We start from the raw sequence: 24,136 nt of genomic DNA, 5'->3' as shown, positions 1-24,136 counted from the left end.
TTCCTCGCAAGGCAAAGGGGTAAAGGACAGTGGCTGCAGGGCAGGGCTCTGCGCGCGGACGATCCGGCGGAAACGAAAACGTCTTCCAGAAAAGCTGATAGCCTTTTCGATCAAGAAAACGCGTCAAAACAGAGAGTTAGAGCAACGTGCGAGAAATCGCATTCTGCCCTATACCGCGACGACCTCGAAGCGACGGCTCGGCGTCACGAATTCATCCTGGGCCGCCACGGTGAGGATTTCCCGCGAGCCGGCCTCGGCGGTGCGCTTGAGCAGGCCGTAGATCGAGGCGCTGGCAAGGTCCAGCGCTTCGGCTGCCGAGCCCGAGCGTTTCCAGTGCAGGTTGAACAGTGCGGCGATCGCGTCGCCCGCTCCATTGATGTCGAGCCCCAGCCGGGGCGTGCGCACCCTGTAGAAGCCGTTGCCGTCCGAGGCCAGCAGGTCGATGGCGTCGTCCGGCGTGTCGTCGGTGTCGAGGGAGGTCACCAGCACCACCTTGGGGCCGACGGCATGCAGGGCGGTCACCGCGGCCTTGGCATCGGCGAGCCTGCGTACCTCCCGCCCGGCCAGATATTCGAGCTCGAAGCGGTTGGGGGTGATGACATCAGCGGCCGGCACGGCCTGGTCGCGCATGAATTCGGGAATGCCCGGCCTTACGAAGACACCGCGGCCGATGTCGCCGATCACCGGATCGCAGCAATAGGTGGCGGCCGGATTGGCGCTGCGCACCTTGTCGACGGCGGCGAGAATGGCGTTGCCGATATCGGAAGAACCCATATAGCCGGAGATCACGCCATCGCAGAGGGGCAGCACACCGCGCTCGGCCAGGCCCTCGACCAGTTCATCCACCATGGTGCCGTCATAGACCCGGCCCTTCCAGGCACCGTAGCCGGTGTGATTGGAAAATTGCACGGTATGGATGGCCCAGACCTCGCAGCCCAGGCGCTGCATCGGGAAAACCGCCGAGGCATTGCCGACATGGCCATAGGTGACCCAGGACTGAATGGACAGGATGTTCATGGTGACTCGGACAAGCACACTGAGGGACCAGCACAACAGACGAAATTCGAGCCGAGCGCAACGGTCCGTCGATGCCGCCGGTCATGATCATTTTTGATCGTTTCGATCAAGCGCAGCTATGCAAAGCCAAGGGAACCCGCTTTTCCGCCATGCCGGCGGCGGGGGGAAGGGGACTTTCCGCGAGGCGGCGGCATTCCCATATCGGTGCTCAGTATTCAATTTCTTTGTCTTGGGTCGATACCATGTTGCTCGACGATACACCCTCCGTGATTTTGGACGAGGATACGCATCCTCAACAGACATCATCCCTTTCCACGCCCGAAGACGGGCTGTTGCTTGACGCCTATTCGAACACCGTCATCGACGTCGCCGAACGCGTGGGTCCCGCCGTCGTGAAGCTCGACATCCGCAAGGGCGGCAAGCCGGCAGGGTCCGGCTCCGGCGTCATCCTTTCACCGGACGGCCTGGTACTCACCAACAGCCACGTCGCGCAGGGGACCGCCCGCGTTTCGGTGCAAACCCAGGATGGCCATCATTTCGATGCGCGCCTGATCGGTGATGATCCCGATACGGACCTGGCCCTCGTCCACATCGAGCAGCCGGTCAGTCTGCCCTCGGCGCGGCTCGGCAATTCCAGCCTGTTGCGGCGCGGGCAGGTGGCGATCGCCATCGGCAACCCTCTCGGCTTCGAGGCCACGGTGACGACCGGGGTGATCTCCGCACTCGGACGCTCGCTGCGCGCCAAGAGCGGGCGGTTGATCGACGACGTGATCCAGACCGATGCGGCGCTCAACCCGGGCAATTCAGGCGGCCCCCTCGTCTCCACGCTCGGCGAGGTCATCGGCATCAACACGGCCGTGATCATGGGCGCGCAGGGGATCTGCTTTGCGGTGGCGTCGAACACGGCGAGCTTCGTGATGGGGCAGCTCATCCGGCATGGCCGCGTGCGGCGCGCCTCCATCGGCATTGCCGCCCAGCAGGCGGTGATCGCCCGCCGCGTGCAGATGGCGGCCGGCATCGATCAGGGCGTCGGCGTGATGATCGCCACGGCCGAAGCCGGTGGCCCGGCGGACAGTGCCGGACTGCTGATGGGCGATATCATCGTCGCCCTGGACGGACGCCGTGTCGCTGCGGTGGACGATCTCATCCGGCTGCTCGGCGAGGAGCGGATAGGCAGGTCGACGCGCTTCGACGTGTTGCGCAACGGCAAACCCCGCTCCCTCGACGTGATGCCGCGGGAGCGGCAGGGATCATGAGGGCGGCAGGCCGCCTGCGCTGATCCGCCTCAGCGTCCCGACACCTGCCTGACGACCTTGCGTACGCTTCGCAAGGTTGGCGTGACAACCTGCATGACGGCGGCCTTGGCCCGATCGGCGCTCGGGCTGGGACCTGGGCGCTGCGGATGCATGCCGATGGCGCGCAGATAGCGATTGGCAGCGCGGACGCGCCCGCGCCCACGGCTGGCATCGGTCTCGAAGGAGAAGGCGTAGGAGATGCTGCGCACGCCGCCGGTCCGCACCCAATGGGGGGCATCCTGCGGCTGATGGAAGCCGCGGCCCGGCTCGAGGTCGAAGACGTGCTCCTGCCGGGGGTCGCAGCCTTCGAGATCGAGCTGGCCGATATTCACCGTGCCCCTGACATAGAAGCGTTCGAGATCGCTCTCCTCCACCACGTTGGGCGGGAAGACGTGATAATGCTTCGGCCCCTCGATCTGGAAGAAATGCGTGATTTCCGGATCGAAATGGAAGGGCGTGGTGGATGCGGCCGAGGAAATGAAGAGGGCGGATTCGAGCCGTGCGATCCTCTCGTCGCCCAGGCCGCCGCGGAGTGCGGTGACCTTGCGGAAGAGCGTGTCCAGCAGGTCGCGAAAACCGGAATCGTGGTTCTCCAGGCGTTTCAGCAGGACGCGGGCGGGTGCATTGCCCAACTGCGCCAGGACCTCGTGCGGCCTGGCCCGGTTCTGCTCGACGTCATAGAACTTCGTGCCCGGTGTCGGCGCCGATCCCGCGATGAAATAATCCTGCGGGCTGTCGGCATAACGCTCGGCCAGAGCCGCCAGCGCGTCGGGCTGGAACATCGGCAGGCGATGAAGGCCGTGCTCGAAGGCAAGGGGTACGCGATCGTAGGCGGCGCGATAACCATCGGCATCGAGGGTGATGAGTTCGTCGGCGGAAAGGCTCATGGCCGGGACCATTCGTGAAAAGAAGACATGCACTAATTTTGAAAGTATCTTGCTTATTGAGATCGACGGTTACAAGCTGGGAAAAATGTGAAGTGTAGCGGTCTTAGTGGATAGGTTTGGATATACTGAGGGTACTCCGAATTGTACGGAGGGGGTTATCCGAACGTAAGACAGCCCTTATTTGGTCGGTTGCAAGACCCCTGCGATGGAGCGCCGTCTACTTCTTTTGGCGATTGGAGGCGGGAATGGCCCCACAAAGGCGGAGCTTCGCCGCCGCAGGCGCGAGGGGGCTGCCATTCCGCGAAGGGGACGATTTCGCAGTTTGGCCAAGCCTGTTCCTTCCGGTCGAGCCACGGCATCGATCAGGAGGAACAGGCGGGGTTCGAACGCTGCTCAGGCCTGCCGGCGCAAATAAAATCCCTCGAAATAGGTCAGTGTGCGCTCGGGATGGAAGGGGATTTCGGCCTGGAGCTCGGGCACCAGCCAGCGATCCTGCAGGCGATAGCCACGCGCCTCGAAATAGGCCAGGAACTTCGCGCGATTGAACAGCCGGCACGGGATGACGGAGGATACGTGGTTCTGGGCCGTCCAGGCATCGGGGGCGTCTGAGATCGGAATCTTGTTGATCAGAATATGTTCGGGCAAGGCCGGCACCGTGTCCAGAATGCCGGGCCCCTGCTCGCCGAAGGGATCCGGCAGATATTGGATCATGCCCAGCATGAGCATGATGTCGGGGGCCGGCGCCTCTGCCAGTTCCGACCCGAAGCTGATCATGGTGGAGCCGAGCCTCGCATGGCGCTGCCGCCCGCGCTCGACCATGTCGGGCATGTCGACCACATGCCAGCTCAGGGGCGGCTTCAGGAGGCCATAACGCTCGCATAATTCATAGAAGATGCCGCCGGCGCCACCGAAGTCGACCACCGTGCTGCCCGGCTGGAGGAGCTTCGACAGCCACAGCATGACGGCGAATTGCGAGGTCTGGAACAGGGTTGGGGCTTCGACTTCCGCATCGCGGACCAGCAGTTCGGCGAGCGTGTCGTCATGCCAGCCGACCTTGCCGATATTGGCAGAAAAGCGCTCGGCTTCGGCGTAGCTGCCGAAGAGCCCGTAGAAAAGATCCATCCGGCCGGCCCAGACATGCCGGAGGTAGAGTCCCTTCAGGAAGGGCAGTTTCCCCAGCCAGGCGCCAATGGCGCTGTGCATCATGAGGGCCTTGAAGAGCTGTTTCATGGAAGTCCTGGCAGTAGGGGTATCATGCTGGCGATCCCGGGTGTCGAGTTTCGACGTCCACGGACGAAGCCATGCCTTCATACTGTAGTCGGGCCCGATTTGCTTCATCTCGATCGGAGCATGAAGATTAATTGCGTGCAATGAAAGTGGATCGTCGTCGATCATCATGTCGGCGCTGTAATAGTGCCAAGGCTGGTCGAGACGAGGAATCTGCGACGCGGCCAGACCGCCGGCACGCAAAGACAAACGCGCCGGCATGAGCCAGCGCGTAGCAGTCCTTCCCGGTCCTCGCTATCAGCAGATAGCAAGGAAGGTGGAGGTCGATCAGAACTTGTAGGAAATACCGGCGCGGATTGTATGGGTCTTCAGATTGATCCGGTCGTTGTAATTACCAGCCGCCGTTGTCGAGTAATTAAAATAATCCTTCTTGCCGTAATCGGCATAACGATATTCGACGCGAGCGATCAGATTGTCGGTGACGGCGTATTCGAGGCCGGCGCCGACAGTCCAGCCAACCTGGGTGCTGGAATAACGCAGCGGGCCGTCGACATTCCAGATGGGTGCGAAATCATATTTCCCGAACGCGACACCGCCCGTGACGTAGGGCAGGAAGCGATCAAGGGCGTAGCCAACCCGCAGACGAACCGAGCCATCCCATTTGAGCTCTGCCCGCTGCTTGTAGGTGGTGATCGGGTCTGGTGCGCCGTGCGAGAAGTTGAGGTTGCCTCGTGCCCTCGCACTTCCCTTCAAGGAATCGTAATTGATGTCGCCTTCGATGCCGACCACCAGATTGTTCTGGAATTGGTAATTGTAACCCGTGTAGACGCCGGCAGTGAAACCGTTAGCGGTCAACTTGCCTTTGTAGTCCCATTCGCCGCTAGCGATCCAATAGTCCGAATAGTCGGACTTGCCCCAAGTATAGCCGGCCTGAACGCCGCCGTAGAAGCCGGTCCAGGAATAGGGGGCTGCCACTGGCGCGATCGGTTCGACGGGCTGCGGAGCGAGATCAGCGGCGTAGGCAGCCGTTGAGGAAAGCAGGATTGCCAGAGCTGCGGCAGAAATTTTCATGGCTACATGTCCTAACAACATTTTCCGAATAGTGACGTTTCTCGGACGTTGAGTCTGTAACAAGAAAGCCACACTGGGTTCATTTTTATAGATGCCGTGGAGATGGCGGTATATAATTGCCATTCTACGGTGCTTGCAATTGAAAATTCGGGGAGTATGTCCTAGCTTTAGGTGAAATAAAGCTCATTATTTAGAAATATTAACCTTCAATTGGTTCCAAATGACTTATGGAGACGTAGACCTTGCTATCGATGGGGGAGGGGTTTTGAGCCCAAGCGGACAGAGGCTCTACCTCGAAGGTATTATGTCAGTATCTTTTTGTCGGTGAGTATTCGAACCTACCGTCATCGTGAAATAGCAAAAGGCCCGCGAGCTTGGAGCTGGCGGGCCTGGGAAGAATGGATCGTCGGCTGGGAAGTATCGGTCGAGTGAACCTCAGGCCTGGACGAGCCAGGCGTGGTCCGGATCGTTGTGGAATTTCCAGATGCGCTTGGGACCAGCCATGACATTGAGATAATAAAGGTCATAGCCGTGAGCGGCACCGACGGGGTGATAACCCTTCGGCACGAGCACGACGTCACGATCTGAAAAAGCGATCACTTCGTCCAGCGAGCGGTCGTCCGTATAGACGCGCTGGACACCATAGCCCTGCGCCGGGTTGAAGCGGTGATAATAGGTTTCTTCCAGCTGGCTCTCTGCGGGCAGATTGTCCTGATCGTGCTTATGGGGCGGATAGCTCGACCAATTGCCGGAGGGGGTGATCACCTCCACCACAAGCAGGCTCTCGGCCGGTTCCCATTCGGGCAGGATGTTGCGGACATGGCGCGTGTTCGAGCCCTTGCCGCGGGTTTCCTGCCCGACCTGGTCGGGACCGATCACGCGAGCCGGCAGCGCACCGGTGCCCGGTGCCGCGCAGACGGCCAGTTCGACGGGGGTTTCAGCCCTGACCTCATAGTTCGAGCCGGCGGGAATGTAGACCGACCAGGGCGCGCCTTCGAAGGGATTGCTGCGCTCGCCCAGCACGCCGAAATCCTGGCTGCCGGCCTTGATCGAGGCCTTGCCGGCCACCAATACCAGGCAGATCTCGGTAGCGCCCGTCTCGGCGCTCAGGCTTTCGCCGGCCGCAAGCTCGTGGACTTCGAAACCGACATAGGTCCAGCCGGCCGATTGCGGCGTGACCTGGTGGATACGCGAGCCGGACTTGCCAGGCTTGAGGAGAAGTTTCGACATGATGGCCTCCTCGGGCTCATTGCTGCCGGGGCGTTTTCCTGAAAAGCCGATCGACTTTTCGATCGGAAGAACGCATCGAACCACAGGGTTGGAATAAAAGCGCGTCTTTTGCCAAAACGCGCGTTCTCGTCAGGCTGCCTTCAATCCCGTCTCGCCGAGCACCTTTCGCAGATGCGCATAGCCGGCCTTGGCATAGGTCAGCGGATTGGCCTTCTTGGGATCCTGTTCGGCCTCGACGATGACCCAGCCGGAATAGCCCTGGAGTTCGCGGAATACGCTGGCAAAGTCGATCATGCCGTCACCGGGAACCGTATAGACACCGGCGAGCACACTATCGAGGAAACTCCAATCCTGCGCATCCGAACGCGCCCTGACCTCGGCTCGCACATCCTTGGTGTGGACATGGCTGATGCGGCTGCGATAGCGGCGGGCGAGATTGGCGGGATCCGAGCCGCCCCAGGTGGCATGGCCGGTGTCGAGCAGGAGGTGCACGGCGGGGCCGGTCGCCGCCATGAAGGCATCGATGTCGGCCTGCGACTGCACGATCGTGCCCATGTGATGGTGATAGTCGAGCTGCAGCCCCTCGGCCTTCAGCATCTCGGCATAGGCGGTGATGCGGCGGCCGTATTCGGCCCAGTCCGCGGACGCCATGACAGGGCGTTGCGACAGCGGTTTGGCCTTGTCGCCATGGATGGCGTTGGAGGTCTCGGCCACGATGAAGACGCTGGTGCCCAACGCCTTGAGCAGGTCGATATGGGCACGCGCTGCCGCGAACTCGGCATGCTCGTCCCGGGTCAGCAATTCGATCGAGTGCCAGCCGCCGACACAGGCGAGGCCGAAGGGGGCGAGGGCTGCCTTGAGGGCGTTTGCCTCGCGCGGAAACTTGTTGCCGAGCTCCATGCCCTCAAAGCCGACTTCCCTGGCCTCGGCCAGGCAGGTTTCAAGCGGGGTGTCGCCGCCGATTTCGGGCATGTCGTCGTTCGACCAGCCGATGGGGTTGGCGCCAATACGGATAGGCATAGGAGAACTCCGGAGAATATTGGTTCGGGGGCGGGTCTTCAGACCCGGTATTCTTACAGGGGGGGAGTAGGGGAGAAGGCGGGTCTGAAGACCCGCCCCCGATGATGCTCAGTCGCCCACGCGCTGCAGTGTTTTTTTCTGGACATAGGCCGCATGGGCCGCCTCGACCTCGCGGCGCTGGGAAACCTCGGGGACGGCAACGTCCCACCAGGCCCCGCCCGCATCGGTCGATTCCAAGGGATCGGTATCGATCACCACCACAGACGTGCGGCTGTGCCCGCGCGCGGCAGTGACGGCAGCCTCCAGCTCGGCCAGGCTCTTCACCTTGACGGCGTGCGCGCCGAGGCTGGCGGCATGCGCGGTGAAGTCGATGTCCGGCAGCACGTCGTGGCGGGTGTCGCGCAGCAGGTTGTTGAAGCTTTCGCCGCCCGTTGCGCGCTGCAGGCGGTTGATGCAGCCATAGCCCCGGTTGTCGAGCACCACGATGGTCAGCTTGGCGCCGGCCATGATCGAGGTGGCGATTTCGGAATTGGCCATCAGATAGGAGCCGTCACCGACCATGACGATGACCTCGCGGTCAGGCTCGGCCATCTTCACGCCGAGGCCGCCGGCAATCTCGTAGCCCATGCAGGAGTAGCCATATTCCATATGATAGCCGCCGGGCGCGCCCGCCTGCCAGAGCTTGTGGAGCTCACCGGGCAGGCCGCCGGCGGCGCAGACCACGATGTCGGTGGGCTTGCCGACCCGCTGCACGGCGCCGATGACCTGGGCGTCTGAGGGCAGTTCGGCATTGCTGGCGTCGGTGTAGCGGCTGGCCGTCTTCAGCCATGCTTCGCGGCCTGCGATCGCCTTGTCCGTCCATGACGTCGGCGCTTTCCAGTCGCCGAGGGCATGCGAGAGCAGTTCCAGCCCGACCTTGGCATCGCAGACCAACGGCAAGGCGCGGTGCTTGCTCGCATCGAAAGGCTGGGTGTTGAGGCCGACGATGCGATGCGTGTCGGCCTTGAACAGAGCCCAGGAGCCGGTGGTGAAATCCTGCAAGCGGGTCCCCACGGCCAGCACCAGGTCGGCTTCCTCGGCCACCGCGTTGGCAGCACCGGTGCCGGTGACGCCGATGGCGCCCATGCCGAGCGGGTCGTCCAGCGCGATGGCGCTCTTGCCGGCCTGGGTTTCACCGATCGGAATACCATGTTTGGCGGCAAAGGTGGCGAGAGTGCCTTCAGCCTGCGAATAGAGCGTGCCACCGCCGGTGACGATCACAGGCTTGCGGGCGGCCTTCAGGGCGGTGACCGCGGCGGCCAACTCGTCTTCGTCGGGGCGGGTACGCCGGCTCGTCCAGACCCGTTCTTCGAAGAAGGAAGCGGGATAGTCATAGGCCTCGGCCTGCACGTCCTGGCATAGCGCGAGGGTCACCGGCCCGCAATCGGCCGGATCGGTGAGCACCGTCATCGCCCGTGCCAGGGCCGGAATGATCTGCTCGGGGCGGGTGATGCGGTCGAAATAGCGCGAGACGGGCCGGAAGGCATCGTTCGGGGTGACGGTGCCGTCGCCGAAATCCTCCAACTGCTGCAGCACTGGATCCGGCCGGCGATTGGCGAAGACGTCGCCGGGCAGCAGGAGGAGGGGCAGGCGGTTGACATGGGCAACCGCCGCGGCCGTGACCAGATTGGTGGCGCCCGGCCCGATCGAGGTGGTGCAGGCCATCATGCGGCGCCGTCGCATCGCCTTGGCATAGGCGGTGGCGGCATGGGCCATCGACTGCTCGTTGTGGGCACGATAGGTCGGCAGGGTCTCGCGCGCCTGGTAGAGGGCCTCGCCGATACCGGCGACGTTGCCATGGCCGAAAATGGCGAAGACACCAGCGAAAATCGGCACCGTCTGCCCGTCGACGACTGTCTTCTGAGCGGTGAGGAAGCGGACCAGGGCCTGGGCCATTGTGAGACGGATGGTTGCCACGAAATCTCTCCCTGAGCATATTGGACTCAACTGTCAATATGGTTGAGTGGCCTGCTCCAAATGTCTTTGTCGAGAAGTGGAGGCCCCTTGCGGACCTCGCTTGGAATGCCGGACCATAGCCAGCGCGAAGCTGCTTCGCGAGTGCTATTGGGCCGCCGCAGCCTGTCCCGAGGCACTCTCCCAGGCCTGAACCAGCCTGGCGAAACGCGTTGCCATCGCGTCGACCGCATCATCGTCGCTGAGAGCCCCGCGCAGCCAGGCACGGGCCGGTTCATTGAAGATGGTGCGTCCGACGGCGAAGCCCTTCACCATCGGTTCACTCGCAGCCACGGCGAAGGCAGCCTCGAGGTCCTCCTCCGGTGCTTCCAGGCCAAGCAGTACGATGCCACGGCAGAGCGGATCGTTACGCTCGATCACCGCGGCGACGGCGCGCCAGGCCGCGGCGGTCTTCAGTGGCTCCAGTTTCCACCAGTCGGGTTTGATGCCGAGGTCGTAGAGGCGCTGCACCACGCTCGATACCGTGTCGTCTTCGAGTGGACCATGCTTGCCCGCGATGATCTCGATCAGCAATTCGCGGCCCACCGTGCGTGCAGCCGCGTGAAGACGCAGCAATTGGCGCTCCTGCTGCTCCTTGAGAGCAGGGGGGTCGCTGGGATGATAGAAGCAGAGGCACTTGATCGTGTGTCCGACCGGCCATTCGATCAGGCTGGTACCGACATCGGGGCCACCCTCGAATTCCAGGGGGCGGGAGCCGGGAAGCTCGACCGGCCTGCCGATCCAGAAGGGGTGATCGGCCGCGCGGAACAAGGCTTCGCGGCCATAGATGCCGTCGATCAGCATGCCGAAGCCGGGCCGCCCACCTGCGATCCTGGCGGCAGCTTTGACCGCCAGGGCCTTGAAGGCGGAGATACGCTCTCGAGATACGCCGATTTCGTCCGCCATCGCTTCCATCTGAGCGCGGTGGTCGACGGCGAGCGCCATCAGCCCCTCAGCGGCCGGGCGGCGGGTGGTGGCCCAATGGATATGGTTGATGGCAGCATCCTTGCGCAAGGCCCGTTCCTTGCTGCCATGTTCGAGGAAATAGCTGAGTTCGGTGAAGGTCGGGATCTCGGGCGAGCAGAGCAGGCGGGAGACCGCGAAGGCACCGCTGGCATTGGCATAGGCGCAGGCGGTTTCGAGCGGCTCGCCGCGCAGCCACCCGCGCAGGAAGCCCGACAGGAAGGCGTCGCCAGCACCAAGGACGTTGTAGACCTCAACCGGAAATCCCGGCCCGCGAATGCCGTCATCCAAGCTGGCCGGGATGGCACCGGGAAAGACGACGCAGCCCATCGGGCCGCGCTTGCAGACGATGGTGCCGTCGGAGATGGAACGGATGCGCCGCAGCGTCTCGAGCGTGTCCTCCGAACCGCCGGCAATGGCGAGTTCTTCTTCCGTGCCGACGATCAGGTCGCAATCGGGCAGTATAGTCTGCAGATGCTGGGTGACGTGATCGGCCTTGATATAGCGCTCCTCGCCCGCCCCATGTCCGGCGAGGCCCCAGAGGTTGGGCCGGTAGTCGACGTCGAACACCACCTTGCGGCCGTGCTTCTTGGCAAGGCGGATGGCCTTGCGCTGGGCCGCATCGGTGTTGGGCTGGGAAAAATGCGTGCCGGTGACCACGATGGCGGCGGCAGAGGCGATCAGGGCCTCGTCGACGTCGCTTTCGTCGAGCGCCATGTCGGCGCAATTGTCGCGGTAGAAGATGAGAGGGAATTGCTTTTCGTCGCGCACGCCGAGGATGACCAGCGCGGTAAGGCGAGCGGGATCGGTGTGGATGCCTTCGGTCGCCACGCCCTCGCGCTGCATCTGCTCGCGGATGAAGCGTCCCATCGCCTCGTCGCCGACCCGGGTGATCAGGGCCGATTTCAGGCCGAGGCGCGCCGTGCCGATGGCGATGTTGGCGGGGCAGCCGCCCACGGCCTTGGTGAAGGAGGACATGTCCTCCAGCCTGCCGCCGACCTGCTGGCCGTAAAGATCCACCGAAGCGCGGCCGATCGTGATGACATCGAGTGCGGGCGTGCTCATGCTTGACCTCCAGACAGACGGACCGGCCCGCCATGGAACAGCGGATGCACAAGGCAACCGCAACGGGCGGAAACGGCCGGCTCTAAACGTTTCCTCTTGGCGACTGCGTGCCGGCCTGTCGCCTTGTTGTTGTCTCGCGCGTCGGCGGGCCTTGCGGCGGTTGCTTCATCCCTTCGATCGGCGCTTCAAAAATGAAACATATATTCTATTATGTTGTCAATATAGAATAAAAATGCCATATTTTGACGTGAAGCCTGTGCCGCCGCCCGCTTTTGCGTGCATGGCCGCGATTCGGTGGCATGGCGCGATGATTGACGATTATCCTACAGCAAACAGGCCCGGTCCTCGGGTCAAATCAAACGATTGGGGAGAGAAATGGTTCGTCTCGCAGTTCTCGGCGCTGGCCGCATCGGCAAGATCCATGGTCGCAATGCGGCACTGCATCCGCAGGCCAGACTGATTTCGGTTTCCGATCCGCACGGGCCCTCCGCCGAGGCCCTGGCGGCCGAGACGGGCGCCCGCGTCAGCACGATCGACGAGGCCATCGCCGCCGCCGACGTCGACGCCGTGCTCATCTGCACGCCGACTAACACCCATGCCGATCTGATCGAACGGGCCGTGCAGGCCGGCAAGGCCGTGTTCTGCGAGAAGCCGGTCGATCTGTCGTCCGACCGGATCCGCCACTGCCTCGCCGAGGTCACCAAGGCCGGCAAGCCCCTGATGATCGGCTTCAATCGCCGCTTCGATCCCAATTTCGCTACCCTCAAGCACCGAATCGCCGAGGGCGCGATCGGGGAGGTGGAACTGGTCACCATCATCTCGCGTGACCCGTCGCCGCCGCCGGTCTCCTATATCGAAGGCTCCGGCGGGCTCTTCCGCGACATGATGATTCACGATCTCGACCTTGCCCGTTTCCTGCTGGCCGAGGAGCCGGTAGAGGTGCACGCGGTCGCTTCGGCCCTGGTCGATCCAGCCATCGGCAAGGCTGGCGACGTCGATACGGCCGCCGTGCTCCTGAAGACGGCGTCGGGCAAGATCGCGCAGATCTCCAATTCGCGCCGCGCCACCTACGGCTATGACCAGCGCATCGAGGTGCATGGCTCCAAAGGCCTGATCCGCGCCCACAACGTGCCGAAGACCACTGTCGAGGTGGCGACCGGCTCCGGTTTCCTGGCCGATCCCGTGCAGGATTTCTTCCTGCAACGTTATGCCGAGGCCTATCGTCTCGAGATGACGGCCTTTCTTGACGCCATCCTGGCGGGCAAGTCGCCCAATCCCTCGGGCGAGGACGGCCTGAAGGCCCAGATTCTGGCTGATGCCGCCACGCAGGCGGCCCGGACGGGGATGACGGTGAAAATATAGGCCGGTTGGATTTGCCTTGGAGCGCGGACGTCCCTGGGCACTCAAGAAGTGCCGGACGACCCGCCTTTCATGGCAAGCCGAGCGTTGGCAAGCGCGGACGAGGACCTCCGCGCTCCCAGGGGACACCCCTTGTCAGTCGCGCCCCTTATGTTCGGCCGTGCCCACGGCCAGCGTCATGGCCAAAGCGAAGGTCGCCGCCAGCGAACGGAAGGCACCATGATCGGCTTCTTCCACATCCAGGCGAATGCGGGCGAGGCGGGCCAGGGGGCTTGCCGGGCTGTCGGTAATGGCCAGGATGGCATTGCCGCGCTGATGCGCGATCCCAGCCAGTTCGACGGTGTCGGGCGAGTAGGGGTTGTAGGAAATCGCCAGCACCACGTCCCTGGGCCCCGCCAGCGAAATCTGCTCCTTGCCGAGCTGGCCGACATGATCGACCAGCGCGCAGCGCTGGCCCAGATTGCCGAAGGCGTAGGCGAGATAGGCCGCCACCGGGAAAAGCCGGCGGGCTGCGACCAGATGGATGATGTCGGCACCGGCAAGCAATTCGATCGCCGCATCGATCATTTCGGGATCGGCCGACGCCCGCAACCGCTCGATCGACAGCGTGGCTGCGTCGGCAAAGCCGTTGAGCAGCGGCGCCGACAGGGAGCCCTCATTCGCTTCGGTCCGCAGCAGCGCCACGCGCTGGCGATAATCGGGAAAGCGCTGTTTCAGCCGGGCGAGGAAGACCTGCTGCAGATCGGAAAAGCCGGAATAGCCGAGCGTCTTGGCGAAGCGCACCAGGGTCGAGGCCTGCACGCCGGCATTCTCTGCCACCGAGGCGGCGGTGCCGAGGGCGACCTCGTCGGGATGGTCGTTGGCGAAATGAGCCACTTGCCGCAGGCGTTTGGGCAATTGATCGATGCGATCGGCGAGACGCGCGGAAAAATCGGTAAAGTCGCGCGTCTCGTCCTCAGCCATGGCCATGTCCCGTTCCAGAAGCGGGGCAGTGTGCTCGCTGCCCTCCCTATCATTGACACCCTACCGGTGGTGCCACGCGGCAGCGATACCGGATCGTGCCGCAAAGGCACGCCCAACGGAAGGGTAGTGCAACTGGAAAGACCGCGAAACCCGTTTCGCAATCGCGGATGTGGATCGGCTCAGCACCGGCGCGTGTGCGGATCGACACCGTCGGTTGTCGGCTTCTCCTCATCCCGATCGCGTGGCGCGTCGGTGGAGGGCGGCGGCGTGTGCCGGGCCGGATTGTCGATGATGCGGGCAATCAAGGCCGCGATGATGCCAGTAAACAGCATGGCAGTTGTCCCCTTGGCTGCGACGGCGAACCGCGGAGCCAGCATGGATATCCTTTCTTTCCCCGAGAGACGGCAGCCCGCCCGCGGTGAGTCGAATCGATCTGTGCCGATTTTGATGCACTGCAGCATACAACAAATCTGTGCTGCGTCGCACAATGAAATGGAATGACGGCCATACCAAGGCGGTATGGCGAATGGACATAAAGGGAGAGTAGTGATGAACGCGTTGGCCAAATCGGATGGCAAGGGGCTCGGTGTTGGCCTGATCGGCACGGGATATATGGGCAAATGTCATGCCTTGGCGTGGAATGCGGTCGCCTCGACCTTCGGTGACGTCATCAGGCCTCGTTTGGTCGCGCTTGCCGAGGCGTCCGCCGATCTCGCCCGCACCAAGGCAATGGAACTCGGCTTCGCGACCTCGACCGGAGACTGGCGTGAACTCCTGGCCGACCCGCAGATCGACGTGATCTCGATCACCACGCCCAACCGTTTCCATGCCGAGATGGCGATCGCGGCGCTGGAGGCGGGCAAGCATGTCTGGTGCGAAAAGCCGATGGCGACCGTCTTTGCCGACGCGCAGGCGATGCACGCCGCCTGGCGCGGCAGCGGCAAGGTGGCGGTGCTCGGCTACAACTATATTCAAAATCCCGCCATGCGCCTGATCCGCAAGCTGATCGGCGAGGGGGCGATCGGCGTCGTCAATCATGTCCGCCTGGAGATGGACGAGGATTTCATGGCGGACCGGCAAACCCCCTTCGCTACCCGCAACGAGGCCAGCGCCGGGTACGGGGCCCTCGACGATTTTGCCGTGCATCCCCTCAGCCTGCTGCGTTTTGTTCTCGGCGGGGTCGCCGAAGTGTTCGGCGAGATGGCAAGGCCCTATGCGGACCGTCCCCACCCCGATGGCGGCAGGCGAGCCATCGAGAACTATGACATCGCCACCGCCTTGCTGCGCCTGGAGAGCGGCGCTTCGGGGGTGCTCACCGTCAATCGCGCCGCCTGGGGGCGCAAGGGGCGCATCCAACTGCAGATCTTCGGCGATGCCGGCGCCATCGTGTTCGATCAGGAACGCTTCAACGAGGTGCAGCTTTTCCGCCGCGAGGGCAACGAGGAAACCCAGGGGTTCCGGAGCATTCTCAGTGCGCCGGTGCACAAGCCCTATGATCGCTTCATTCCGGCGCCTGGCCACGGGCTTGGTTTCAACGATCTGAAAGTGATCGAATGCCGCGAACTGATCGCCCGCATCGAGGGCGAAAAGGCCTCGGTGTTCGACTTCGACGATGGCCTTGCCATCGAGCGTACCATCCACGCCATCGCGGACAGCTTTGCCAAAGGCCGCTGGGTGGAAGTGAAGGCTTGACCGCCTTGCATCAGCGGTAAAAGAAAACGGCCGCGGAGGGTATCCGCGGCCGCATGATGAAGAAGAAGAGAATTAGCCTTTCAGCTTCTTGTTGCATTCGCTGTAGTAGCCGCCACCCTTCTGAATCCATTTCAGGCCGCCATTGCCGTTGTTGGCCTTGTTGGCATTATACTGGTCGAGGCAGGTATGCATGCGCTGCTTGCCGGCCGATTCCTTGGCATATTTCGGATCGATGGCCGACGGGAACACGGCGCTGCCCGAGGTGGCGGCGGTCGGAGCCGGCTTGGCGGCCGGAGCCGGTTTGGCAGCCGTCGTCGCGGCGGGGGCTGCAGGTGCTGCCGGCGCGGTGGCAGCCGGCATTGCTTCCGTGCCGCATTGTGCCTTGCGGAAGTCGTTCCAGGTCGCGCCGTTCAGCGTGTTCGCGGTCTTTGCGGCCTGATATTTGTCGCTGCACTCCTTCATGGTGAGCGCCTGCGCTGGCGCAGCAAGCGCGACCGCGCTGGCGATCAGTAGTCCGGTACCAATGATGGCGGAACGAAGCATCATTCTAACTCCCTCATTTTCGGCGGATATTGCCCGCCGCCGACTCTGGATAAGCCTCAGCCGGAATGCCTATTTGTGTGATCAGGAATACGGCGAAGGTACGGCACACCCTGGTGATAGACCGAGTCTGCCAAAGAAAAAAGAGGAACCTTCATCAGCTCGGATCAGTTTCCATTTCGGCAAAAGCTTGCCGGCGCTTCACGCCGGCAAGCTTTTCTGATCGAATTTCAGTCAAGGTTTTGCTGTCCTTAACGTCATCAAGGAGAACAAGCCGTGGTTTCACATCGCATCATGGCGTCGGTGCGATGACTCTGCGCCTGCGAAAGATCGCAACGGGGGAACCCAGATGAATGGACTGGCGCAGATATTCATAGCCGCATTTGAGGGCGACACGCTGGGAGTGGATGTTGTCGGGGCTCGTCATGCAGTTGGTATGCGGCAGATCGATATGGCCGTCGAACCAGTTCAGCACCGCCTTGGCTGCCTCGGTGGCATAGCCCTTGCCATGGGCCGCGCCGATCAGGGAGTAGCCGAGTTCGGGCGTGCCTGAGAATTCAGGCTCCATGTCGCGCTCGAAATTATGGATGCCGACTTCGCCCAGGAATCGCCCGTCCGTCTTGTCGGTCACGATCCAGAAGCCGAACCCCATCCAGAGCCAGTGGCCGGCATAACGCAGCATGCGGGTCCAGACTTCCTCGCGCGGATAGGGGGATTTGCGCACATAACGAAGCACCGCGGGCTCTGCCCACATGGCCGTGACGCTCTCCAGATCGCCGGGTCTGTGCGCACGCAAAATCAAGCGCGACGTCTCGATGGTGGGAGCGACGGTGAATGCCGACAGAAGGGGCATAGGTGAACTTTCCTCGATCTCATCCGTGCGATCGGTCGTATTGATAGGTGCAAAATGCGTGTTGGGTCCCTTCGACAACTCGGAGGGCGGTTGGTTAGTCAGGTAGGCGATAGTCCTAGCTCCTGGGTTGGGGCTGTTGCGAAAGGCCTGCATGCCAGCTATGCACTCGCGTCGCTGGAGGCCGGTTTGGCGCGCTATATTGCACCGCAACAAACGGTGAATTTCCTTAGGTAGCGATGATCCTTGTCAGTCTCATTGCCAGATTGCACATCTGCTGTCGGGCGTTTCCTGCTTGTCAAAAGCGCCGGGAGACCCATCGGATACCGACCCAAAAGGGTCTTGCCGAAATCGGTTTCAGCCACAGCGCCATTGCGAGCCCGGTCCGTCGTGATTGACCAGACACGGTGGTCGGATGCCCGATTCGAGCCACCCGGTTGCCCGACATGCGAAAGCCCGGCCGCGTTTGCGTGGACCGGGCTTTTCATTGCCTCACGAAGAGCGCAAGCGACCAAGTCCGCCGGTAAGTTGTTACAGCAGTGCGAGGCGAGCGCTTTTGTCCATAGCTGCAACATGCGCTCTTCCTCGATCCTCCCGAACGTTGGTCCGACAACACCAGCACGAGCGTGACGCGGGTGTTATATCGGTACGGAAGCTGACGTTTGGTCAGGCTTGCCAAGCCGCCTCGATCATGGTTCGCGCCGCTTCGGTGCCCGCCAGATGAGCCGATGGCCATATTGTTTTGTCTGACAAACTGGCTTTATATCATCGCGAGGAAACAACCCATAAGGTCCGCCTGCAGAACGCTTCGGGCGGCGAAGACAAGCGATCATGCAAGAGCCGATGAGAACGAGGGGAGCCGTCATCTGCGTCGGCACCACGACGGTGGACCAGGTGCTGGAAATCGATGAAATGCCGCGGCAGGCCATCAAGGTCACGGCCCGGCACCATTTCAAGCGGGGAGGCGGTCCGGCCGCGACGGCCGCGGTCGCCTGCGCCCGCTTGCAGCAGCCGGTCGAATTGTGGAGCCGTTTGGGTGACGATGCCGAAGCGGCTTTCCTATGCGAGCGCCTGCGCCATCACGGCGTCGGGATCGACGGCGTGAAATGCAGCGGGGAGATGGATACCATCTCCGCCGTGGTGATCGTCGATCGGCAGGGCGAACGGCTCATCGTCGGTCACGATCACACCGACCTGCCGGCCTCGACGGCCCATCTGCATTTGCAGGACATTGCCAAGGCGGGCGCGGTGCTTGCCGATATCAATTGGCACGAAGCCTCTTTTGCGGTGCTGGATGCGGCTGCTGCCGCGGGCGTCCCGTCGGTGCTCGATGCGGAAGTGACCGATCCGGCGCGGCTGTTGGAGCTGGCACGACGCGCGAGCCTGCCGGTGTTCTCGGAGGATGGATTTGCGCTTGCCAGCGCCGGGGCGCAACCGGATGCGAAAGGCTGCGAAGCGTTGTCTCGGCGCCTTGGCGGCACCTTTGGCGTCACGTTGGGCGCACGGGGCTCGCTATGGTGGGTCGACAGCAGGCTGACCCTGGTGCCGGCTTTGCCGGTGAGTGTGCTCGACACCACCGGTGCGGGTGATGTGTTTCATGGTGCCTTGGCCGCCGGGTTGGCGGAGGGGCGGTCCGTGATCGATGCTGCTCGTTTTGCCAGCGCGGCCGCGAGCCTCAAATGCGGCCTCGGCAATGGCTGGGACGGCATGCCCGAAAGGCGAGCCGTGGTGGAAGCGGCAGCCAGGCTGGATGCGCGCCTGGTCTCTTGAGGCAGGGTGCGGGGGCAACGGCGCTCTCAGTCAAAACGGTGCCGTCAGGCGCGGATACCAGGTTCGGCGCGGCATTGCAGCCTGACAAGTCGCGCCTGGCCGGAGCGTCCGTAAAGCCTCCATAGGCGTCTTGCCTACGCGATATGGGGGCTTGCCTGGGGCACCGTTTCCGAATGTGAGCCAATTACGCAGGACACCGGTGGCTCGGCCGGATAGGGGAAGAGGGGCGGTTATACGCTACCGCCCCCTGGAACTCGTTTGGTGGGCTCAATAATTGTCCCAGCGGCGTTCGCGATAGTAGGGGCGATCCCAGCCGCCATGGCGGGGACGGTAGCCATCGCCCCAGCCCCAGCGGGGACGAGGACCCCAGCCACCGCCATAGCCATACCCGCCGCCATAGCCATAGTAGGGACGGCGGACTGGGACGCAGCGGCCCCAGCGATTGGGCTGCCAGCCAGGGCCACAGCCCCAGCGGACATCCTGGACCAGCGGCGAAGCGCCTGGCGTCGCCGGAGCGACGTTCATGGCCGAGGACGTGCCGACACTGGCCATCAGGCCCGTCAGCGCGAAGGAGGCCGCAATCATGGTCTTGCCGAGAAGGTTCATCGGTTACCTCATTGAGGGGGCTCGAGCTCGTAGGAACTCAAGGAGCAATGAGGACACGATGCCAGTTCCTGCCTGAACGAGGCGCGAACGCCCTGGTCATCTGACGTTCAGAAACATGATGGCGGGGTGACGGATCGTGGAGATTCTTGGCGTGACCGCCCCGTCACCAAACGCCCCGGCCGCTATTTCTCGACGCGATCCCAGCCATTGGGGCCGAGCCGTTCCTGCGGCAGGAAGCGCCCCTTATAGGCCATCTTGCGCGATCCCTCGACCCAATAGCCCAGATAGAGATAGGGCAGTCCCATCGCCTGCGTACGGGCGATATGGTCCAGGATCATGAATGTGCCGACGCTGCGTGCCGCCATGCCCGGCTCATAGAACGAGTAGACCATCGACAGGCCGTCGGCCAGCACATCGGTGAGCGAAACGCCGACCAGCGGACCCTCGCCTTGCCGGTTCAACGGCAGGCCGGCACCGGATAGCCGGTACTCGACCAATTGCGTGTTCACATGGGTATCCTCGACCATCATCGCATAGTCGAGCACCGTCATGTCGGCCATGCCGCCATCGGCATGGCGCTGGTCGAGATAGGCCCTGAAGGTGGAATATTGTTCCGAGGTCGGCGTGGCACTGCGCATTTGCGAAACGACGTCGCGATTGTCGGCCTGCACGCGGCGGAAAGATTTCGTCCTGATGAAATCGGCAACCGGCACGCGCACCGAAACGCAAGCCTTGCAGTTTTCGCAGGCCGGCCGGTAGGCAATGGTCTGCGAGCGGCGGAAGCCGCCATGGCTGAGCACATCGTTGAGGCGCGCGGCCCGTTCACCGATCAGGTGGGTGAACACTTTGCGTTCCTGCTTGCCCTTCAGATAGGGACAGGGCGATGGCGCGGTCAGATAGAATTGCGGTGAGTCGCGTATTTCAATGCTCAACGCCATTCTCCATGCATGAAGGCGAAAGCTACCACCGGGCGCCGCGTCTCGCCAGAGTCCTGCTGGCGGGCGAGATCAAATTATCGCGCCCGGCGTCGTTTTTGAAGCCGGTCGTCAGACCTGCCGGGGCGTGGCATCGGCAAAGCCGAACAGCCCGCCCGGACGGAAGATCAGCATGAGGACAAGAAAGGTCATCACGGCCACGTCCCGGTGCTCGATCGGAAAATAGGCCTGCCAGACAACCTCGAACAGGCCGAGCACGAGGCCGCCGAGCAGCGCCCCTTCGATCGAACCGATGCCGCCGATGACGGCTGCGACCAGGCCCTTCAAGCCGATCATGGCTCCGCCATAAGCATCGGCTCCGCCGTAATAGACGGTCATGATGAAACCGGCGAAACCGGCCAGCGCGGAGGCGAGGCCGAAGGTCAAGGCCAGCATGCCCCGGCTCGAGATCCCGACAAGGTTGGCCATCAGGGCATCGTCCGATATCGCGCGCCAGCGCCGGCCGAGCTCGCTGCGGTGCATCAGCACGACGACGGCGATGGCGACGATGGCCGCGGCCGCACCGATCGACATCTGCATGACGGTGAAATGGACGACGAAATCGCCCGATCGCACCACCGGCAGATAGGGACTGGTGACCGGCGGTGCCCAGCGATCATTGGGACCCTGGGCGACGCGCATCGCCTCGCGCATGACCGATGCCACGGCCACCGTTGCGATCAGGATGGTCTGGCCGCGCCGGAAGGCGAGGGGGGCGAAGACCAGTTTTTCCACGATATGACCGGCGAGAACCACGAGGCCGACCGCAGCCGCGAACACGACGACGAGGTCCAGGGCCGGAGAGCGGGAGCCGAGCGCCAGCATGATCAGCATGATCGAGACGCTCATCACGCCGCCGAGCGTGGCGAAATCCCCGAAGGCCAGGTTGATGCGCTGGACCAGGCCGAAGACGAGGGCATAGGCCACTGCGATCAGCATGGTCATGGCCGTGGTCGGCACCCCGTTGCCGAGACTCTGCACCAGAAAGGCAATGCTGCTGGGGACCTCGGGTATATCGGCTATGGTTTCACCGGGGCCCGGATCGGCAAGGGCGGCCTCGGGGCGTTCGAGCCAATAGCGCTTGAGGAGGTGGAGCTTCCAGGCAGCAAAGGCTCTGCCGTCCGCGGCCAGGGCACTCAGCTCGATGAACCGGTTATCCGGCGGGCTCGGTCCGAAGGCGCAGAACACGCTGTGATTGCTGCTGCGTCCCTGGTGTAGCGTCCGATAGTCGATGCGGATCTTGAACGGTGGCGAGGCAGGGGTAACGGCAGTGACCGTAAGTCCGTCTGCGTCGAGCGCCACGGCGGGCAATGTCTGCCGGCAGATGCGGATTTCCTGCGGGTCGAGGCTGTCGCGACAGGAAGCCAGGCACAAAGTGACGAGAAGCAAGGCGATGACACGATGGATCAAGGGTGCCGCCTGAATCTTCGCGCCACACCGGTTGACCCGATTTTTATGTCGGCGCTGCCTGCAAGCAGATTACAGGCTTGCCGCGATTCGGACAGCAAACCCGGCCGTCCCGGGTGAGGGGCCACTCAATCGCGAGCTTTTCCTGAGGCGGCGGCGGGGATATCGTCGAATCCCTTTCCTGTTTCGAGACTCGTGATGCGTGACGGCAAGCCCAGTGTGACCATCGTTTATTGTCGGCAATGCCAATGGCTGCTCCGGGCAGCCTGGATGGCCCAGGAACTGCTCTCGACCTTTTCGGAAGATCTGGGCGAGGTTACGCTGGTGCCGGCCACCGGCGGTGCCTTCCGCATCGAATATGAGGGCCAGGAGATCTGGGAGCGCAAGCGCGACGGCGGCTTTCCCGACGTGAAAGCTCTCAAGCAGCTGGTGCGCGACCGGCTCGATCCCGATCGCGATCTCGGCCATATCGATAGATAGGCCGGCCTGCTATCTGCCGCGCAGATATTCGGCGGCGCGCGGTGCGAAATAGGTGAGGATGCCGTCGGCGCCGGCACGCTTGAAGGCGGTGAGGCTCTCGATCATCGCCTTTTCGCCGTCGATCCAGCCGTTCTGGGCGGCGGCCATGATCATCGCATACTCACCCGAGACCTGATAGGCGAAGGTCGGGCGGCCGAAGCTCTGCTTGAGGCGGGCGACGATGTCGAGATAGGGCAGGCCGGGCTTGACCATGATCATGTCGGCGCCTTCGGCGATGTCGAGCTCGGCCTCGCGTACAGCCTCGTCCGAATTGGCATAGTCCATCTGATAGGTGCGCTTGTCCCCCTTGAGCGCGCCGGAGGAGCCGACCGCCTCGCGGAACGGGCCGTAGAAGGCCGAGGCATATTTGGCCGAATAGGCCATGATCTGCACGTCGAGGAAACCGGCGGCATCGAGTGCGGCGCGGATGGCGCCGACGCGGCCGTCCATCATGTCGGACGGTGCAATGATGTCGGAACCGGATTCGGCTTGAACCAGGGCCTGGCGCACCAGCAGGGCGACGGTCTCGTCATTGAGGATGCGTCCTGCTTCCAGCAGCCCGTCATGGCCGTGCGAAGTGTAGGGATCGAGCGCCACGTCGGTCAGCAGGCCGATTTCGGGCACCTTGGCCTTGATGGCGCGGCAGGCCCGGCAGGTCAGGTTCTGCGCGTTCAGGGCCTCGCTCCCGGTGGGGTCGCGCAGCGAAGGATCGGTGTAGGGGAAGATCGCCACCACGGGGATGTCGAGGGCGGCGGCCCGCTGCGCTTCCTCGACGGCGATGTCGATGCTGACTCGGTCGACGCCGGGCATCGCCGCTACGGGGCTCCTCAGATTCTCGCCTTCCTGCACGAAGATCGGCCAGATCAGATCATTGGTGGTGAGCACATTCTCCTTCACCAGCCGGCGGGCCCATTCGCTCTTGCGGTTGCGGCGCGGGCGCTCGACGAGGTCGAGACGGTCCGAGGCGGAGGCGAGGGCGGGCTTGAGCGGGGTGACGGAGGAAGGCATGGCAGTCTCTTCGAAATGAACTTTGGAAAGGTTCTATCACATCCGGTGCAGCGGAGGCATGCCGTCATGTCACACCCCGGCAGCGGCAAATGCAGGGGCTCGATGGTCAAAAACCGGGGAGCACCCGCGAGATGGCAGGCATTCCTCGTCCCCTTCATCGGCCAGGCTTCGATCGCCTCCATGCGGCCGGGTGATTTGCCCTCGGCTCCTTGCACGGTTAGAAGGACCGACAGCAACGAGGCACGACATGAGCGATATCGAGTTTGACCGCGACGGCCCGCCCTACGGCGCCTATCTGTTGTGGTTCATGCGTGCCGTCGCCGTGCTATGGATGGCCAAGGGCATCATCCATTGGTGCCTGATCCTGGGGATCGGGCAGGCCGATCCGGATCGCTTCCTCGGCATGCCGGTCCTCACCCAGAGTGCGGTGATCGTGTTCGCGGTTTTCGACCTGGTGGCGGCCGTCGGCCTGTGGATGGCGGCGACCTGGGGCGGGGTCATCTGGCTGATCGCTTCCGGCAGCTATTTCATCATCTCGCTGTTCCGTCCGGAGATCTTCGGCCGGCAATATGCGATGATGACGACGATCGGTGTTCTGATCCTGCTCTATGTCGGGCTGGCCTTTCTCGCCTCGCGCGAGCGGCGCCATCCGTGAGAGTCGGCGACCGGATTGTTGCAACT

General features: G+C 63.1%; 22 protein-coding genes. 6 read left to right on the top strand and 16 right to left on the bottom strand.

The window, feature by feature from the left end; translation table 11 throughout:
• Window positions 1-168 precede the first annotated feature (168 nt).
• On the bottom strand, window positions 169-1,017 hold the full coding sequence (gene pdxY, locus ABXS05_RS05540; RefSeq protein ID WP_311945013.1) for a pyridoxal kinase PdxY: 849 nt from the start codon (window positions 1,015-1,017) through the stop codon (window positions 169-171).
• A gap of 245 nt (window positions 1,018-1,262) precedes the next feature.
• Between pdxY and ABXS05_RS05535 the strand changes: the two genes are divergently transcribed.
• The gene (locus ABXS05_RS05535; RefSeq protein WP_437178636.1) at window positions 1,263-2,273 is read left to right on the top strand and encodes a S1C family serine protease; all 1,011 of its coding nucleotides are present in this window, start codon (window positions 1,263-1,265) and stop codon (window positions 2,271-2,273) included.
• Window positions 2,274-2,302: 29 nt separating this feature from the next.
• On the opposite strand, the gene ABXS05_RS05530 is transcribed toward ABXS05_RS05535, so the two are convergent.
• The 7 genes from ABXS05_RS05530 to ABXS05_RS05500 form a co-directional block, all read right to left on the bottom strand.
• Window positions 2,303-3,199, bottom strand: coding sequence for a hypothetical protein (locus ABXS05_RS05530; RefSeq protein ID WP_367623193.1), 897 nt, complete (start codon window positions 3,197-3,199; stop codon window positions 2,303-2,305).
• A 393-nt stretch (window positions 3,200-3,592) separates the two neighbouring features.
• A complete protein-coding gene (locus tag ABXS05_RS05525; RefSeq protein WP_367623192.1) occupies window positions 3,593-4,429 on the bottom strand; it encodes a methyltransferase, TIGR04325 family in 837 nt (278 codons plus the stop codon).
• A 324-nt stretch (window positions 4,430-4,753) separates the two neighbouring features.
• Window positions 4,754-5,497 carry an outer membrane protein gene (locus ABXS05_RS05520; protein ID WP_311945136.1) on the bottom strand — a complete coding sequence of 248 codons (744 nt, stop codon included), beginning with the start codon at window positions 5,495-5,497 and terminating at the stop codon, window positions 4,754-4,756.
• Between the two features lie 435 nt (window positions 5,498-5,932).
• Window positions 5,933-6,727 carry a 5-deoxy-glucuronate isomerase gene (iolB, locus tag ABXS05_RS05515; protein WP_311945137.1) on the bottom strand — a complete coding sequence of 265 codons (795 nt, stop codon included), beginning with the start codon at window positions 6,725-6,727 and terminating at the stop codon, window positions 5,933-5,935.
• 129 nt (window positions 6,728-6,856) lie between these two features.
• A complete protein-coding gene (iolE, locus tag ABXS05_RS05510; protein ID WP_367623191.1) occupies window positions 6,857-7,747 on the bottom strand; it encodes a myo-inosose-2 dehydratase in 891 nt (296 codons plus the stop codon).
• A gap of 108 nt (window positions 7,748-7,855) precedes the next feature.
• Window positions 7,856-9,682, bottom strand: a complete 1,827-nt coding sequence (gene iolD / locus ABXS05_RS05505; RefSeq protein ID WP_367623431.1) for a 3D-(3,5/4)-trihydroxycyclohexane-1,2-dione acylhydrolase (decyclizing) — start codon at window positions 9,680-9,682, stop codon at window positions 7,856-7,858.
• Between the two features lie 165 nt (window positions 9,683-9,847).
• A complete protein-coding gene (locus ABXS05_RS05500) occupies window positions 9,848-11,767 on the bottom strand; it encodes a bifunctional 5-dehydro-2-deoxygluconokinase/5-dehydro-2-deoxyphosphogluconate aldolase (protein ID WP_311935516.1) in 1,920 nt (639 codons plus the stop codon).
• A 375-nt stretch (window positions 11,768-12,142) separates the two neighbouring features.
• Between ABXS05_RS05500 and iolG the strand changes: the two genes are divergently transcribed.
• Window positions 12,143-13,129, top strand: coding sequence for an inositol 2-dehydrogenase (gene iolG / locus ABXS05_RS05495; protein ID WP_367623190.1), 987 nt, complete (start codon window positions 12,143-12,145; stop codon window positions 13,127-13,129).
• A 132-nt stretch (window positions 13,130-13,261) separates the two neighbouring features.
• On the opposite strand, the gene ABXS05_RS05490 is transcribed toward iolG, so the two are convergent.
• Both ABXS05_RS05490 and ABXS05_RS05485 read right to left on the bottom strand, forming a co-directional pair.
• Window positions 13,262-14,095, bottom strand: coding sequence for a MurR/RpiR family transcriptional regulator (locus ABXS05_RS05490; protein ID WP_311935512.1), 834 nt, complete (start codon window positions 14,093-14,095; stop codon window positions 13,262-13,264).
• Window positions 14,096-14,268: 173 nt separating this feature from the next.
• Complete coding sequence (locus ABXS05_RS05485; RefSeq protein WP_367623189.1) at window positions 14,269-14,466, bottom strand: hypothetical protein; 198 nt, start codon at window positions 14,464-14,466, stop codon at window positions 14,269-14,271.
• Between the two features lie 172 nt (window positions 14,467-14,638).
• On the opposite strand from ABXS05_RS05485, the gene ABXS05_RS05480 reads away from it, so the two are divergent.
• On the top strand, window positions 14,639-15,781 hold the full coding sequence (locus tag ABXS05_RS05480; RefSeq protein ID WP_367623188.1) for a Gfo/Idh/MocA family protein: 1,143 nt from the start codon (window positions 14,639-14,641) through the stop codon (window positions 15,779-15,781).
• A gap of 72 nt (window positions 15,782-15,853) precedes the next feature.
• On the opposite strand, the gene ABXS05_RS05475 is transcribed toward ABXS05_RS05480, so the two are convergent.
• On the bottom strand, window positions 15,854-16,327 hold the full coding sequence (locus ABXS05_RS05475) for a hypothetical protein (protein ID WP_367623187.1): 474 nt from the start codon (window positions 16,325-16,327) through the stop codon (window positions 15,854-15,856).
• A 286-nt stretch (window positions 16,328-16,613) separates the two neighbouring features.
• Window positions 16,614-17,174 (bottom strand): GNAT family N-acetyltransferase, encoded by a 561-nt coding sequence (locus tag ABXS05_RS05470; protein WP_311935505.1) that lies wholly within the window; start codon window positions 17,172-17,174, stop codon window positions 16,614-16,616.
• 840 nt (window positions 17,175-18,014) lie between these two features.
• Here ABXS05_RS05470 and ABXS05_RS05465 point away from each other — a divergent pair.
• Window positions 18,015-18,941, top strand: coding sequence for a carbohydrate kinase family protein (locus ABXS05_RS05465; RefSeq protein WP_367623186.1), 927 nt, complete (start codon window positions 18,015-18,017; stop codon window positions 18,939-18,941).
• A 267-nt stretch (window positions 18,942-19,208) separates the two neighbouring features.
• Here ABXS05_RS05465 and ABXS05_RS05460 read toward each other — a convergent pair whose 3' ends face one another.
• The 3 genes from ABXS05_RS05460 to ABXS05_RS05450 form a co-directional block, all read right to left on the bottom strand.
• On the bottom strand, window positions 19,209-19,547 hold the full coding sequence (locus tag ABXS05_RS05460) for a hypothetical protein (RefSeq protein WP_311935501.1): 339 nt from the start codon (window positions 19,545-19,547) through the stop codon (window positions 19,209-19,211).
• A gap of 182 nt (window positions 19,548-19,729) precedes the next feature.
• On the bottom strand, window positions 19,730-20,479 hold the full coding sequence (locus ABXS05_RS05455; RefSeq protein ID WP_367623185.1) for an arginyltransferase: 750 nt from the start codon (window positions 20,477-20,479) through the stop codon (window positions 19,730-19,732).
• A 114-nt stretch (window positions 20,480-20,593) separates the two neighbouring features.
• Window positions 20,594-21,931: a branched-chain amino acid ABC transporter permease gene (locus tag ABXS05_RS05450; RefSeq protein WP_367623184.1), complete on the bottom strand. Its 1,338-nt coding sequence runs from the start codon at window positions 21,929-21,931 to the stop codon at window positions 20,594-20,596.
• Between the two features lie 195 nt (window positions 21,932-22,126).
• On the opposite strand from ABXS05_RS05450, the gene ABXS05_RS05445 reads away from it, so the two are divergent.
• Window positions 22,127-22,408 carry an Rdx family protein gene (locus ABXS05_RS05445; protein ID WP_068298899.1) on the top strand — a complete coding sequence of 94 codons (282 nt, stop codon included), beginning with the start codon at window positions 22,127-22,129 and terminating at the stop codon, window positions 22,406-22,408.
• Window positions 22,409-22,417: 9 nt separating this feature from the next.
• Here the strand turns inward: ABXS05_RS05445 and hemB are convergent, their stop codons facing one another.
• Entirely contained in the window at window positions 22,418-23,455 is a 1,038-nt protein-coding gene (gene hemB, locus ABXS05_RS05440) for a porphobilinogen synthase (protein WP_311935494.1), read from the bottom strand.
• A gap of 247 nt (window positions 23,456-23,702) precedes the next feature.
• Between hemB and ABXS05_RS05435 the strand changes: the two genes are divergently transcribed.
• The gene (locus ABXS05_RS05435) at window positions 23,703-24,110 is read left to right on the top strand and encodes a DUF6163 family protein (RefSeq protein WP_068298904.1); all 408 of its coding nucleotides are present in this window, start codon (window positions 23,703-23,705) and stop codon (window positions 24,108-24,110) included.
• Window positions 24,111-24,136 lie beyond the last annotated feature (26 nt).

Source organism: Labrys neptuniae, assembly GCF_040797145.1.
Taxonomy (GTDB): domain Bacteria; phylum Pseudomonadota; class Alphaproteobacteria; order Rhizobiales; family Labraceae; genus Labrys; species Labrys neptuniae.
The sequence above is the reverse complement of the archived record's forward strand: the minus strand, read 5'-3'. Positions and strand labels throughout refer to the sequence as shown.

Excerpts from the sequence above, each read along its gene's own strand:
- hemB (WP_311935494.1), bottom strand. The coding sequence starts at position 23,455 with ATGCCTTCCTCCGTCACCCCGCTCAAGCCCGCCCTCGCCTCCGCCTCG.
- ABXS05_RS05435 (WP_068298904.1), top strand. The coding sequence starts at position 23,703 with ATGAGCGATATCGAGTTTGACCGCGACGGCCCGCCCTACGGCGCCTAT.
- ABXS05_RS05500 (WP_311935516.1), bottom strand. The coding sequence starts at position 11,767 with ATGAGCACGCCCGCACTCGATGTCATCACGATCGGCCGCGCTTCGGTG.
- iolE (WP_367623191.1), bottom strand. The coding sequence starts at position 7,747 with ATGCCTATCCGTATTGGCGCCAACCCCATCGGCTGGTCGAACGACGAC.
- ABXS05_RS05465 (WP_367623186.1), top strand. The coding sequence starts at position 18,015 with ATGAGAACGAGGGGAGCCGTCATCTGCGTCGGCACCACGACGGTGGAC.
- ABXS05_RS05460 (WP_311935501.1), bottom strand. The coding sequence starts at position 19,547 with ATGAACCTTCTCGGCAAGACCATGATTGCGGCCTCCTTCGCGCTGACG.
- iolG (WP_367623190.1), top strand. The coding sequence starts at position 12,143 with ATGGTTCGTCTCGCAGTTCTCGGCGCTGGCCGCATCGGCAAGATCCAT.
- ABXS05_RS05445 (WP_068298899.1), top strand. The coding sequence starts at position 22,127 with ATGCGTGACGGCAAGCCCAGTGTGACCATCGTTTATTGTCGGCAATGC.
- ABXS05_RS05530 (WP_367623193.1), bottom strand. The coding sequence starts at position 3,199 with ATGAGCCTTTCCGCCGACGAACTCATCACCCTCGATGCCGATGGTTAT.
- ABXS05_RS05490 (WP_311935512.1), bottom strand. The coding sequence starts at position 14,095 with ATGGCCATGGCTGAGGACGAGACGCGCGACTTTACCGATTTTTCCGCG.
- iolD (WP_367623431.1), bottom strand. The coding sequence starts at position 9,682 with ATGGCCCAGGCCCTGGTCCGCTTCCTCACCGCTCAGAAGACAGTCGTC.
- ABXS05_RS05485 (WP_367623189.1), bottom strand. The coding sequence starts at position 14,466 with ATGCTGGCTCCGCGGTTCGCCGTCGCAGCCAAGGGGACAACTGCCATG.
- ABXS05_RS05480 (WP_367623188.1), top strand. The coding sequence starts at position 14,639 with ATGAACGCGTTGGCCAAATCGGATGGCAAGGGGCTCGGTGTTGGCCTG.
- ABXS05_RS05470 (WP_311935505.1), bottom strand. The coding sequence starts at position 17,174 with ATGCCCCTTCTGTCGGCATTCACCGTCGCTCCCACCATCGAGACGTCG.
- ABXS05_RS05520 (WP_311945136.1), bottom strand. The coding sequence starts at position 5,497 with ATGAAAATTTCTGCCGCAGCTCTGGCAATCCTGCTTTCCTCAACGGCT.
- ABXS05_RS05475 (WP_367623187.1), bottom strand. The coding sequence starts at position 16,327 with ATGATGCTTCGTTCCGCCATCATTGGTACCGGACTACTGATCGCCAGC.
- iolB (WP_311945137.1), bottom strand. The coding sequence starts at position 6,727 with ATGTCGAAACTTCTCCTCAAGCCTGGCAAGTCCGGCTCGCGTATCCAC.
- ABXS05_RS05525 (WP_367623192.1), bottom strand. The coding sequence starts at position 4,429 with ATGAAACAGCTCTTCAAGGCCCTCATGATGCACAGCGCCATTGGCGCC.
- pdxY (WP_311945013.1), bottom strand. The coding sequence starts at position 1,017 with ATGAACATCCTGTCCATTCAGTCCTGGGTCACCTATGGCCATGTCGGC.